This is a genomic window from Marinobacter sp. BW6 (assembly GCF_008107725.1).
Lineage (GTDB): Bacteria > Pseudomonadota > Gammaproteobacteria > Pseudomonadales > Oleiphilaceae > Marinobacter.
Genome location: NZ_VIRN01000064.1, coordinates 19,079 through 31,667 on the forward strand (window position 1 = coordinate 19,079; position 12,589 = coordinate 31,667).

A 12,589-nucleotide genomic window follows, 5' to 3' on the forward strand; every position below is an offset into this window, starting at 1 on the left:
TTTACCCTGCTGATTTAACGATGTTTTTTTGAAATCCGGCCAATCTGGCACAGTCTCTGCAAATTTTCGGACAGCGGAACCAATAGCGGTTCTGTTCACAGCGACAGATTCATTCAGACGACGGCGTCTACTTGCACCTGCAGATTGCAGGCAGCAAGTAACGCCGTTTTTTTATGGCCAACTCGAAAGTCTGGCCACTTGATAGAAGTCAGAGGAAAACACTATGTCTTACATTGTGCCTTCGGAATTCGTCACCAAAATGGTCGACGCCGGCGAATCCAAGATTTACATGTCTACCCGGGACACCCTGATCCGGGCCTTTATGGCCGGGGCCATTCTGGCTCTTGCCGCAGCGTTTGCCATTACCGTTGCAGTCCAGACTGGCGTCTTCCTGATCGGCGCCATCCTGTTCCCGATCGGTTTTTGCATGCTCTACCTGATGGGCTTTGACCTGCTAACCGGCGTGTTCATGCTCACACCCCTGGCGTTGCTTGATAAACGACCCGGCGTAACTCCGGCCGCGATTCTGCGTAACTGGGGCTGGGTTTTCCTTGGCAACCTGGGCGGCGCGCTGACCGTGGCATTCATGATGGCCTTCATCTTCACCTATGGTTTCAACACCGATCCAGGTGCCGTTGGTGCCAAGATCGCCAGTGTCGGCGAAGCGCGTACGCTTGGTTATGCGGAATACGGTGCAGCCGGCTGGGCTACCATTTTCATCCGCGGCATGCTGTGCAACTGGATGGTCTCCATGGGCGTCGTTGGCGCCATGATTTCCACCAATGTCAGCGGCAAAGTACTGGCCATGTGGATGCCAATCATGCTGTTCTTCTTCATGGGTTTCGAGCACTCCATCGTGAACATGTTCCTGTTCCCGTCTGCCATCATCATGGGCGGTGAGTTCTCGGTGATGGACTACCTGTGGTGGAACGAGATTCCCACCGTGCTGGGTAATCTGGTGGGCGGTCTGGCCTTTACCGGCCTGACCCTCTACACCACCCACGTGCGGACCGCGCCCAAACGCAAGATTGCGCCAACCTACAACGACGCCGGCCTGGCCCGCTCGAACTAAGCCAGGTCCTCCTGCAACTCCGGCCGCCGCACCCGCCGGAGTTGCTTTTTCCTTTATCGAGGAAACGGCTCTTCTCAATGACCACGCCCCTTTCCATCTCCGCCGGCCAGTACTCTGACGCTGGCGCAAAGCCAGTGAACCAGGACTTCCACGGTTTGTTGGTTCCCACGGGCAATCAGCTGGTTACCAAGGGTATCGCCGTTGCCATCGCTGACGGCATCAGCTCCAGTAACGTCAGCCAGATTGCCAGCGAGTCGGCCGTCGCCGGTTTTCTCAGCGACTACTTTTCCACCCCGGAGAGCTGGTCAGTCAAACAGTCCGCCCAACAGGTGCTAAGGGCAACCAATGCCTGGCTCCACGCCCAGACCCGGCAAAGCCAATACCGCTATGACCGCGACCGGGGCTATGTCTGTACCCTGAGCGTAATGGTGCTCAGGTCGGCCACGGCGCACCTGTTTCATATTGGCGATGCCCGCATCTACCGAGTCCACTCCGGGCAGCTTGAACAGCTCAGTACCGATCATCGGCTCTGGCTCTCCCGGGAAGACAGTTGCCTGACCCGTGCCATGGGCATCGGAGACCAATTGGATATCGATTATCAAAGCCTGCCGATACAACCCGGCGACACATTCCTGTTGACCACCGATGGCATCCATGAGCACCTGGACGAGCGAACCATGGCCCGCATCGTTCGGGAATCGTCCGATGACCTGGACGGGGCCGCCCGCCAGCTGGCAGCCGCAGCCCTCGAACGGGGTAGCAGTGACAACCTGACGGCCCAGATCATCCGGGTCGACTCAGTGCCCACAGCGCGGGAAAGCAGCGAGTTGTTCCATGAGCTGGCCGGGCTACCGTTTGCGCCGGAACTGCAGCCGGGGCAACGTCTGGATGGCTACCGAATTCTGAGACAGATTCACGCCAGCAGCCGCAGCCACGTCTACCTGGCCGTGGATGAGGAAACCGGAACCCGGGTGGTGCTGAAGATGCCATCACTGGAACAGCGGCACGATGCGGTTTATCTGGAACAGTTTTCCACCGAGCATTGGATTGCCCGGCGAATCAGCAGCGCCCATGTGGCAAGACCGTTCCAATCAGACCGACACCCCAGCTTTCTATACCAGACCACAGAGTTTGTGGACGGCTGTACCTTGCGGCAATGGATGCTGGATAACCCGACACCGGCGCTCGAAACTGTACGCAATCTCGTCGAGCAGATTGGTAAAGGTTTGCGGGCATTCCATCGGCTTGAAATGGTGCACCAGGATCTGAAACCGGAAAACGTGCTCGTGGATGCCCACGGCACTGTCACCCTGATCGATTTCGGTGCCACCCGGGTGGCCGGGCTGGAGGAACCTGACAATAGCCAGGAAGGCGCCCCACGGGGAGCGGCTCTTTACAGTGCCCCGGAGACCTTTCTCGGAGAGCCAGGGAGCTGGTTATCGGACCAGTTTTCCCTGGGAGTGATTACCTATCAGTTGCTCACCGGCCAGCTCCCCTACGGCCCGGAAGTACCTAAAATCCACAGTCGGAACCAGCTTCGTGGCCTGAACTATCAGCCCGCACGGCAGTTCCGGGAGAATCTGCCCGGCTGGGTCGATGATGCCATCGAAAAAGCGGTTCATCCTCAGGCCCACCGGCGCTACCCGGCACTCTCGGAATACCTGTACAACCTTCGCCACCCGCCTGTCGACTGGCATAAGCGTCATCGGCCGCCACTGATTGAGCGATATCCGGTTGCCTTCTGGCAGGGCGTTTCCGGTTTACTGCTTCTGGCATTGCTGGCAGCCCTCGCCCTGGGCTGAATTCGGTATTGCCCAAGCGAAATTTTGCCTCGCAAGCAATCCTTCGCCTGGCGTCAAGGCGCGGGATTGCCTGGGCCTACCCAAGCGTCACCCCCGAAAACAAATAACTTACTGTTTTAAAGACTATTACCACTATTGGCACAGGCTTTGTAATGAAAGTCCGCGTCCAGGGAACACTCCGCGGACAACATTCATTCACAAGTCATGGAGCAGACTATGCCAACTCCTTGTTATATCAGTATCGAAGGCCAAACCCAGGGCAACATCACTGCCGGCGCATTCACTTCCGATTCCGTCGGCAACATCTACGTGGAAGGTCACGAAGACGAAGTGCTGGTTCAGGAATTCAGCCATGTCGTTACCGTACCGACGGACCCCCAGTCCGGTCAGCCGTCCGGCCAGCGCGTCCACAAGCCTTTCAAGTTCACCTCCGCCCTGAACAAGGCCACCCCGCTGATGTACAACGCCCTGGCCTCCGGCGAGATGCTGCCCAAGGTCGAGCTGAAGTGGTACCGCACCTCTGTTGAGGGCAAGCAGGAGCACTTCTTCTCCACCATCCTCGAAGATGCCACCATCATCGACATCAACTGCAACATGCCCCACTGCCAGGACGCCGGCAACGCTGATTTCACCCAGTTGGTGACGGTTTCCGTGTCCTACCGCAAGGTAACCTGGGAGCACGCCGTTGCCGGTACTTCCGGTGCTGACGACTGGCGTTCGCCGATCGAGGCGTAAGTCAATCCGCAGTGAGCGGAATAGATGCTCCGGAGACCAGAGGGTCCTCGGAGCATCAGCTTTGGAGAGTCCATGGACCGGGTGGGTGCCAAATTTCCCTGGGCGCGTCCACGTCTCTGCTCAGCATCAAAGGGCTGAGGAACTCAACCACCGCCTCTACTACCTCCGAAAAAGCCTCTGGCACATGTTCTTGGCCAAGGCGTTTACGGAAAGCGCGCCACTGTGGTTGCTTGCTGTCCATAAAAGCGGCAGAAAAGGGATTGGTTTCAGGGATTTCTGTCCCACGCTTCCGGAAGGTGCCCTCAACCGCCCCCTCGAGATTTTCCAACCGGAACTCGTGCTGACGCGAAAGCAGCCAGATATCGTAAAAGTCCTTCATCCGGCTGTTCAGTTCGCCAAGGTTGACCATAGCCTGGAACTTCTCAGCAATCGAGGATTCCGGGGTGTAGCACTTAATCCGTGCAGTTGGAAAATCCAGCAAGCCCGGGAACTCCAGCCAGGATGGGAACGGAAATACAGAATCGCCAAAGCCAATATCCAGTTGCATTGGAATCCTGGCGTTGTCGAGAAAACCGCTGAAGGTCACCCTTAGCCCCTGATAGTCTGCGTCTTCGGTAATGGTCTCCGCCTTCAGGGTATCCGGATCAAATCGCAAGCCATCATCCGGCACCTCAGTCGCAATAATCTCGCCCACCTGGGCAAGAATGGCCTCTGGATCATTGCTCGTCTGGCCCGACATATCGATATCCCGTGTCGGTCTGCTGTTCGGCCCCTGCATTGCCCAGAGCATCAGCGCACCTTTGAGGGTAAAGCAGCGGTTATGGGGCGACTGACTCAACCGGTAAAGAAACCGCTCCATGGCGAAATACTGCAGCAGTTCATCAAAGCGGCGCTTTTCTTCCCGGGACTTATTCAGCAATCTCTGCCGAACGGACGCAGCAGTGTTTTGTGCCACCGTGATCTCCTTTCACTCTTTTAATTCCATCGCCAGGATGATTCTGTTCACAGCTTGGCTTCCAAGTAGGGTGCCATGACATTGGCGACCCTGCAGATTCTGGCATATTCCATCAGTTTGCCTGGACGGAAGTTTTTGCGGGTGCGGTATAGATCCAACGCCTCCAGAACCACATCCATGCCGATGCGGTTCCGGAACTTGAAACAGTCCGCCAGGGTTTTCTCCGGGTTGTAGACGTTCAGAGTAATGCCATCTACGTCGACCTGCTCAATGCCTGCATTGAAGGCCTGTCCGGAGAATCGGTACCCGGCCACCGGCGGATAATCCAGCACCGGCAGGCGGGCACCTCGCTCCACTGCCAGATGCACCTGATGCGGAATCTGCGTAGTAATGCCGTGCCAGTCCAGCGCGGAAATCAGGCAAAGCACTGCATTGGGGAAACGGGTAACGGCAGCCACCAGATCCGGGTTCTCTATTGAGGGCAGGTCCGCCAGCCGGTAAAGACCACGGCTGACCGGCTCAATCAGCCCCTCGTCCCGAAGCTGATAGAACTGGTACCGGCTAAAGCCTCGAGCCAGCGCTTCTGTCAGGCGGAGCTGGCCGCCGCGTTGACGGAACATGGTTTGGAGTTGTGCCCTGGAAGATCGGGCGGAGTCGGGGTCAGACAAATCGTCACCACTTATTTATATATGGTGACAGTTTGTCTGAATGGCATAGATCATTCAAGTATCGGCTTCGCTGGACCTTTCCCAAGGTCGATAATCTGTACCACCGCATAATATTGCCGAGCCAGACCATAGCAAACCGTAAATTCGAACGTTAAGCTTGTCTATTCTTACGCATCCGTGAAGTGGCCAGGTACCCAAGTTTGCAGAAAACGCCCCTACCAACCCAGACCGCCATCAGCCTCGGCGAGCTCATGTGCGCCGTCACCCGGGAGTGGCTATGGCAACCGGCGGAGCAGTGGGTCCGGGAACGCAATCCGGGCAGCGTCCTGCATTGCCGAGTTGGCTCAGGCCAGGCCACCTACCACCGTTACGATTCCCGAGACCGACAACATCTGATCACCTACGGTGCCCGCATGATTGCCGCCAAGCACCAGCCGGAGACGGCGAGCGGCTGGCTGTCTGGCCGGGAGATCCGGAAACGCGGTTACTTTGGCGGGGAACTGAGCACCCTGAATCTGCTGGCACACACCTGCTGCCATGAGTTTGCCCATCTCTTGCAGCAAAGTGCCGGGCAGCGGTATCGGGGTTCTGTACACAACCGTCACTTCTACACCATTCTGGATGAGTTGCACGAAAGCGGTGCCGCGCAAACCACCCGTAAGGCCCTGGCAGAGCAGGCCAGCGAACAGAGCCTGACACTACCGGATACACCCTTTGAGCCTGTGGACACAAGGCAGCAGTTGGCCCACTGGCAAGTGGGCGATACCGTGCGCTTCGGTGCCGGCCGACGGGAACTGCAGGGGCAAATCATTCGGGTCAATCGAAAGACCTGCACCGTGGATGGCATCGGGCCCTCAAGGGGTGTGCGCTACCGGGTGCCGGTACAGATGCTAAGCCCGCTTACACCGCCTCGGTAGTGGCAACCAGGAGACTCCGGATCTCCGGTACACAGGAACCACAGTTGGTACCGCAGTGCAGCTCCTTGCCCAAGGCATCCACGCTGTTGGCCCCGCCCAGGATTGCCTGTTGTATTTGCCGGTCCCCGACCTGAAAGCAGCTGCAAACCAGGTTGCCGGCATCATCGCCATCCACGGCCTTTGCCGCCAGCAGGCCGCGACGGCTTGCCTCGTCGAGTTCTGGCTGGCTGAAGCGACTGACAAGCCAGTCCACCGATGGCAAGGCGTCCGGGTCACGATCCACCATCAATACCGCCTCCACCTGACCATTGCGCAACCGCGCCGCCCGGAAACGGCCTTCGCGGACATCCTCCATAACCAATTGCGGCTGGCCGCCCAGCCAGTCAGGCACGGCAGTTTTCCAGTCCACGCTGGACTGCCCAGCGACAATCCAGCTATCGCAATCGGACAGAGTCTGACGGGACCAGTAGTCTGCTCTCCATCGTTTCGGGCGGTTCCGACGAACCAGCAAACGCCCATACCAGGCCGCCGGCCAGTGTTTCAGAGCAGCTCGACCATACTTGGCCTCCGGTTGGCCGGAGTGCGGATCAACAACGCTTTCGGTCAGCGCGGTAGCAAGACCCTGCCCGGTAAACTGGTCGTTCCAGTGAATCGGCACAAAAACTTCGCCTCGCCGCTGCTCAGGTGCACTGCGCACCCGCCCGACAAAGTGTCCATGGGCGCTTTTCAGTGTCGCCAATGCCCCGGGCGTGAGCGAAAGCGCCCGAATATCCTCAGGATGCACCTCGATGAACGGCTCGGGGCGATGGGCCAGCAACCGGTTGGACCGTCCTGTACGAGTCATGGTGTGCCACTGGTCCCGGATACGACCGGTATTCACGATCAACGGAAACGCTTCGTTCCGGTTAGTGGCCGGTAGTCGACAGGCAATAGGGACCAAACGGGCGCGCCCGTCGCTAGTGGCAAACCGGCCATTGGTAAACAGGCGCCTCGAATCCGATGCCGTTTCGGAAACCGGCCATTGCACAGGTTCAAGCGCCTCATATTGGTCATTGCCCAACTCTGCCAGCCCGGAAATATCAAACCAACGTTGACCGGCGTTCTCGAAGCCCGACAACCGGGCATGTTCTCGGAAAATGTCCGCGGGCGCCTTATAGTCAAAGCCCGTCTGGTGTCCCAGGGCACGAGCCACCTCACTGATAATCCACCAGTCCGGCCGGGCCTCTCCGGGTAACGGCAGGAAGCGGCGCTGGCGGGAAATACAGCGTTCGGAATTGGTGACCGTACCGTCTTTCTCACCCCAGCCCGCTGCTGGCAGAAGGATATCGGCATGGCTGGCCGTGTCTGTGTCTTTAACGCAGTCGGAAACAATGACAGTTGGGCACAGGTCCAGGGCCCGACTGATACGGTGGGTTTCCGGCAAACTGACCGCCGGATTGGTGGCCATGATCCACAACACCTTGATCTCGCCGCGCTCGACGGCGTCGAACAGGTCAACGGCTTTCATGCCCGGCCCCTCTGCCACAGCGCCACTGCCCCAAAAGCGCGCCACCCGGTCCCTGGCGCTCGGGCTGTCGTAATCCATATGAGCAGCGAGGGTATTGGCCAGCCCGCCGACTTCCCGGCCACCCATGGCGTTGGGTTGGCCAGTCAGGGAGAAAGGGCTGGCGCCGGGTTTGCCCACCCGACCAGTGGCCAGATGGCAGTTGATAATAGCGTTACCCTTGTCGGTGCCCGCAGAGGATTGGTTGATGCCCTGGGAGAAGGCTGTCACGGTGCGCTGTTCCTCCGCGAACCAGCGGAAGAAGGTAACAACATCGACAACCGGCAGCTCACAGATCCGGGCCACCGCTCCAGGTGACGGTGCCGCTGATCTGGCAGCGCTGAGGCTGGCGTCGAAACCCTCACAATGGTCCGCCAGATAGCCATGATCAACAGCCTGCTGGTCCGCCAGCCAGACCAGCAGACCGTTGAACAGTACCGTATCAGTCCCGGGACGGATGGCCAGGTGCAAATCCGCCAGGTCGCTGGTTGCGGTCTTGCGGGGATCTATCACCACCACACGACGACCAGGCCGCGCCGAAGCCTGCATTCTCTGGTAGAGCACCGGATGCGCCCAGGCGGCATTACTGCCCGCCAGAACCAACAGATTGGCCAGTTCCAGATCCTCATAACAACCGGGAACGAGGTCCCCGCCAAAGGCTCGTTTATGGGCAGCGACGGCGGAAGACATGCACAGGCGGGAGTTGGTATCCACGTTGGGCGTGCGGATGAAGCCCTTGGCCAGCTTGTTGGCCACATAATAGTCTTCCGTCAATAACTGACCGGAAAGATAGAAGGCCACAGACCCGGGCCCATTAAGAGCCACCGATTCACGAATCCGCCGGGCCACTTCCGTGACTGCCTGAGGCCAGGTACTTTCACGTCCATTAACAACAGGCTTCAGCAGTCGACCATCGTGGGTCAGCGTTTCGTGCAGGGCAGAACCCTTCACACACAGGCGACCCAGGTTCGCCGGATGAGTCTCATCCGGCGCCGTGGAAGATGGGGTCGCGTTCACTCCACAACCCACACCACAGTATGGGCAGGTGGTTTGAACCGTCGCCGGTCTCTTGTCGGTACCAGTCACAGCACCTCCTCGCGTTTCATAAAAAAAGCCCGCCAATCCGGATGCCGTGGAGGAGCATCAGGGGCGGGCTTCTTTGCCAATAGAATCAGGTTGTCTTGAATAGTCGTAGAACCGGCTGCAATAACAGGGCCACTCCGATCGAGAGCGACTCTGGCCTCTTCAAGGTGCCGTATATAGCGGCTCCGGAGGCATTAATTCCCGCATCTGTTCGCCAGGGCTCCAGGCCAGTCATCAAATCCGGTATCAAATTGGTGCAAAATTGGCCGTCTACGCACTAAAACCAGACGGCCACTCACCGTCTTGCCCCGCCCCTCATTCCCGGAACCCGTCTAACCTGTTGTTTTATAATGGCCGTCAGATATGGCACGGCCCGTGCAGGACCGTAAAACAGAGACGCGCGTTACGACTCAACAGAAAACTGATCCCCAGGCACAGGCGCCTGCTTTCCGGCAACGGAGAGCAGGCGTTTTTGCGTTTGGGCCAAACAGAATGAGGTATATCCATGTACACGCTCACACGAAGTACCGCCCGCTGGCTCGCTCGAATTCTGCTAACGGCCACCTTCTGGACAGTCAGCACGGTGGCTCAGGCGGAGATTGGTCCGGCCGAAAAGCCGGACCTGAAACTCGGCTTTATCAAGCTCACAGACATGGCACCGCTGGCAGTTGCCTGGGAGCAGGGCTTCTTTATGGACGAGGGCCTGTTCGTGGAACTTGAAGCACAAGCGAATTGGAAAGTACTTCTGGACCGGGTCATCACCGGAGAACTGGATGGCGCCCATATGCTCGCTGGCCAGCCCCTCGGCGCCTCCATTGGTTACGGAACCCGAGCCGATATCATCACGGCCTTCAGCATGGACCTGAACGGTAATGGTATTACCGTCTCCAATGACGTTTGGGACACCATGAGCCAGCACATCCCTGCAAATACCGAAGGCAAGCCCAAACACCCGATCAGCGCCAGCGCCCTTCTTCCGGTGGTAGAAGCGGCCCGGGATCGAGGCGAACGGTTCCGCATGGGGATGGTGTTTCCGGTCTCTACCCATAACTACGAGCTCCGCTATTGGCTTGCTGCCGGCGGATTGAACCCCGGCTACTACGCGCCCCAGCGCGGCGACACCAGTGGCACTCTGGAAGCAGACGTACACCTCTCGGTGACTCCGCCGCCGCAAATGCCGGCCACTATGGAAGCGGGCACTATACAGGGCTACTGCGTGGGCGAGCCCTGGAACCAGCAGGCGGTTTTCATGGGCATTGGCGTTCCCGTCATCACCGATTATGAAATCTGGCCGAACAACCCGGAGAAGGTCTTTGGCGTGACCCGTCAGTGGGCCGAAGACTACCCCAACACACACCTGCGCCTGCTTCGCGCGATGATTCGCGCCGCCCACTGGCTCGATAAGAACAACAATGCCAACCGGGACGAGGCCGTGAAAATCCTTGCGCGCTCCAGCTATGTGGGTGCCGATGAGGCAGTGATTGCGAACTCCATGACCGGCACTTTCGAGTATGAAAAAGGCGACATCCGTGAGGTTCCGGATTTCAACGTGTTTTTCCGGTATCACGCCACCTACCCATATCCATCCGATGCCATCTGGTATCTCACCCAAATGCGCCGCTGGGGCCAGATCCCTGAGGCCAAACCGGACGACTGGTACATGGAAACCGCAGCCCGAGTCTACCGCGCCGACATTTATGAGCAGGCTGCCCGGTCACTAATTGCGGACGGCACGCTGAAGGCCTCGGATTTTCCGGACTTCGATGCCGAGAACTTTCAGCGCCCGCAACAGGGTGAGCTGATTGACGGTGTCGCCTTCACCCCCCGAACACCCAACGCCTATATCGACAGTTTCGACATCGGCCTGAAAGGTACGCAAACCCCGTAACCGGGTTTGCAAGGAGGTTTGATAACCATGACTACGATTACTTCGGCCACAAACACCTCCCAGCCACCGCGCTGGCTGGGCCAGAGACTCAAGTCCCTCGGTGAGTCGCTGACACCCAGTCAGCTCGCCGCCAACGCGCGCCAGATGCTGCTGCCTTTGTTAGGCATTCTGGTGTTCGTCGGTTTCTGGCATCTGGCTGCACCACAGGTGGATACCTCACTGGGCAGCTTTCCGGGCCCGGCACAGGTCTGGGAACAAGCGGGTCAACTCTGGCAGGAGCACGCCAACCAGCGCGAGCGGGCGGACAAGTTCATCGCCATGCAGGAGGAACGCAACGCCCGGATACTGGCGGACAATCCGCAGGCGGAGGTGAAGATCCGCAACTACCCCGGCGCGCCCACCTTTCCAGACCAGATCATAACCAGCCTGGTTACGGTTCTGGCCGGATTCATGGTAGCCACGGCCATCGCGGTTCCGCTGGGCATCGTGGTTGGTCTGAACCAGCACTTCCAGGCGGCGGTGAACCCGCTCATCCAGGTTTTCAAACCTGTTTCACCACTGGCCTGGCTGCCTCTGGTGACTATGGTGGTCTCAGCCACCTATGTGAGCGATGACCCGATGTTCGAGAAGTCGTTCCTGACCTCCATGATCACGGTCACCCTGTGCAGTCTCTGGCCCACATTGATCAACACCAGTGTCGGTGTCGCCGCCGTCAATCCTGACCTGCTAAATGTCTCCCGGGTGTTGCGCCTGTCGTTCTGGACCCATGTCCGCAAGGTGGTCTTGCCTTCCTCGGTCCCGATGATCTTCACCGGCTTGCGTGTGTCACTGGGTATTGCCTGGATGGTGCTGATCGCGGCCGAGATGCTGGCCCAGAGCCCGGGGCTGGGCAAGTTTGTCTGGGACGAGTTCCAGAACGGCAGCAGTGAGTCCCTGAGCCGGATCATGGTGGCGGTTCTGGCCATCGGATTTATCGGGTTTGTGCTGGATCGGATGATGCTTTTGATACAACGCAAAGTTGCCTGGAATGAATAATTGTCTGGATTGGAGATTGCCATGAGTAAAACACATTTGGAGCTGACCGGCGTCGAAATGGCGTTCGATACGCCAAAAGGGCCGTTTGTTGCCCTGGACAACATCAATCTGAAAATACAAAAGGGCGAGTTTGTTTCCCTCATTGGCCACTCAGGTTGTGGCAAGTCCACGGTCCTTAACATCGTGGCGGGCTTGCTACAGGCCACGAAGGGCGGCTGTGTGCTGAATGGCCACGAGGTGAATTCGCCAGGGCCGGAGCGGGCAGTGGTGTTCCAGAACCACGCGTTGATGCCCTGGTTAACGGTGTATGAGAACGTGGAATTGGCGGTACAACAGGTGTTTCGTAAATCGATGAACAAACAGGAACGACGCGACTGGATCCACCACAATCTTGAGCTGGTGAATATGGCCCATGCAGCGGACAAGCGGCCAGGTGAAGTATCGGGGGGCATGGCCCAGCGGGTGGGGATTGCCCGAGCCCTGGCCATGAAACCCAGTGTTCTGCTGATGGACGAACCATTCGGTGCTCTGGATGCACTGACGCGGGCCCACCTGCAGGACTCATTGATGGAAATTCAGCAGGAGCTGAACAACACCGTGATCATGATTACTCACGATGTGGACGAAGCTGTATTGCTGTCTGACCGGATCATCATGATGACCAACGGGCCTGAGGCTACTGTGGGAGAGGATCTCTACATTGATCTGCCTCGACCCCGCAACCGGGTGACTCTGGCAGATAATCCGGAGTACGTGCACTACCGGCAGGAAGTATTGCGATTCCTGTACGAGAAACAGCGCAAGCTGGAGCACATTTCGCCGCGTCGTTCGGGAAAACCCGAGACCCCTGAGCAGGAGCAGTCGGAGTCTCGGGCCGCCAGGGCTTGAGAT

10 protein-coding genes are annotated in these 12,589 nt (G+C 58.4%); 7 read left to right on the forward strand and 3 right to left on the reverse strand.

Going from position 1 to position 12,589, the window contains the following annotated elements; translation table 11 throughout:
• Window positions 1–223 precede the first annotated feature (223 nt).
• The 3 genes from FMN52_RS08775 to FMN52_RS08785 all read left to right on the forward strand — a co-directional run bounded on the left by FMN52_RS08775 (window position 224) and on the right by FMN52_RS08785 (window position 3,609).
• Window positions 224–1,072, forward strand: coding sequence for a formate/nitrite transporter family protein (locus tag FMN52_RS08775; protein ID WP_148608290.1), 849 nt, complete (start codon window positions 224–226; stop codon window positions 1,070–1,072).
• A gap of 77 nt (window positions 1,073–1,149) precedes the next feature.
• Entirely contained in the window at window positions 1,150–2,874 is a 1,725-nt protein-coding gene (locus FMN52_RS08780; protein WP_148608291.1) for a bifunctional protein-serine/threonine kinase/phosphatase, read from the forward strand.
• A 216-nt stretch (window positions 2,875–3,090) separates the two neighbouring features.
• The gene (locus tag FMN52_RS08785; protein ID WP_148608292.1) at window positions 3,091–3,609 is read left to right on the forward strand and encodes an Hcp family type VI secretion system effector; all 519 of its coding nucleotides are present in this window, start codon (window positions 3,091–3,093) and stop codon (window positions 3,607–3,609) included.
• Window positions 3,610–3,664: 55 nt separating this feature from the next.
• Here the strand turns inward: FMN52_RS08785 and FMN52_RS08790 are convergent, their stop codons facing one another.
• On the reverse strand, window positions 3,665–4,564 hold the full coding sequence (locus FMN52_RS08790; protein ID WP_148608293.1) for a nucleotidyl transferase AbiEii/AbiGii toxin family protein: 900 nt from the start codon (window positions 4,562–4,564) through the stop codon (window positions 3,665–3,667).
• Between the two features lie 47 nt (window positions 4,565–4,611).
• Window positions 4,612–5,232 carry a type IV toxin-antitoxin system AbiEi family antitoxin domain-containing protein gene (locus tag FMN52_RS08795; protein WP_240339437.1) on the reverse strand — a complete coding sequence of 207 codons (621 nt, stop codon included), beginning with the start codon at window positions 5,230–5,232 and terminating at the stop codon, window positions 4,612–4,614.
• Window positions 5,233–5,483: 251 nt separating this feature from the next.
• Here FMN52_RS08795 and FMN52_RS08800 point away from each other — a divergent pair, with 251 nt between their 5' ends.
• The gene (locus FMN52_RS08800) at window positions 5,484–6,149 is read left to right on the forward strand and encodes a hypothetical protein (protein ID WP_148609705.1); all 666 of its coding nucleotides are present in this window, start codon (window positions 5,484–5,486) and stop codon (window positions 6,147–6,149) included.
• On the opposite strand, the gene FMN52_RS08805 is transcribed toward FMN52_RS08800, so the two are convergent.
• A complete protein-coding gene (locus FMN52_RS08805; RefSeq protein ID WP_148608294.1) occupies window positions 6,133–8,778 on the reverse strand; it encodes a nitrate reductase in 2,646 nt (881 codons plus the stop codon). The two genes, FMN52_RS08800 and FMN52_RS08805, sit on opposite strands and share 17 nt — an antisense overlap.
• Before the next feature lie 502 nt (window positions 8,779–9,280).
• Between FMN52_RS08805 and FMN52_RS08810 the strand changes: the two genes are divergently transcribed.
• The 3 genes from FMN52_RS08810 to FMN52_RS08820 are packed head-to-tail and all read left to right on the forward strand — an operon-like array spanning window position 9,281 to window position 12,586.
• Window positions 9,281–10,663: a CmpA/NrtA family ABC transporter substrate-binding protein gene (locus FMN52_RS08810; protein WP_148608295.1), complete on the forward strand. Its 1,383-nt coding sequence runs from the start codon at window positions 9,281–9,283 to the stop codon at window positions 10,661–10,663.
• Window positions 10,664–10,690: 27 nt separating this feature from the next.
• Window positions 10,691–11,698, forward strand: a complete 1,008-nt coding sequence (locus FMN52_RS08815) for an ABC transporter permease (protein WP_148608296.1) — start codon at window positions 10,691–10,693, stop codon at window positions 11,696–11,698.
• 21 nt (window positions 11,699–11,719) lie between these two features.
• Complete coding sequence (locus FMN52_RS08820) at window positions 11,720–12,586, forward strand: ABC transporter ATP-binding protein (protein ID WP_148608297.1); 867 nt, start codon at window positions 11,720–11,722, stop codon at window positions 12,584–12,586.
• Window positions 12,587–12,589 lie beyond the last annotated feature (3 nt).

Excerpts from the sequence above, each read along its gene's own strand:
- FMN52_RS08775 (WP_148608290.1), top strand. The coding sequence starts at position 224 with ATGTCTTACATTGTGCCTTCGGAATTCGTCACCAAAATGGTCGACGCC.
- FMN52_RS08780 (WP_148608291.1), top strand. The coding sequence starts at position 1,150 with ATGACCACGCCCCTTTCCATCTCCGCCGGCCAGTACTCTGACGCTGGC.
- FMN52_RS08785 (WP_148608292.1), top strand. The coding sequence starts at position 3,091 with ATGCCAACTCCTTGTTATATCAGTATCGAAGGCCAAACCCAGGGCAAC.
- FMN52_RS08800 (WP_148609705.1), top strand. The coding sequence starts at position 5,484 with ATGTGCGCCGTCACCCGGGAGTGGCTATGGCAACCGGCGGAGCAGTGG.
- FMN52_RS08810 (WP_148608295.1), top strand. The coding sequence starts at position 9,281 with ATGTACACGCTCACACGAAGTACCGCCCGCTGGCTCGCTCGAATTCTG.
- FMN52_RS08815 (WP_148608296.1), top strand. The coding sequence starts at position 10,691 with ATGACTACGATTACTTCGGCCACAAACACCTCCCAGCCACCGCGCTGG.
- FMN52_RS08820 (WP_148608297.1), top strand. The coding sequence starts at position 11,720 with ATGAGTAAAACACATTTGGAGCTGACCGGCGTCGAAATGGCGTTCGAT.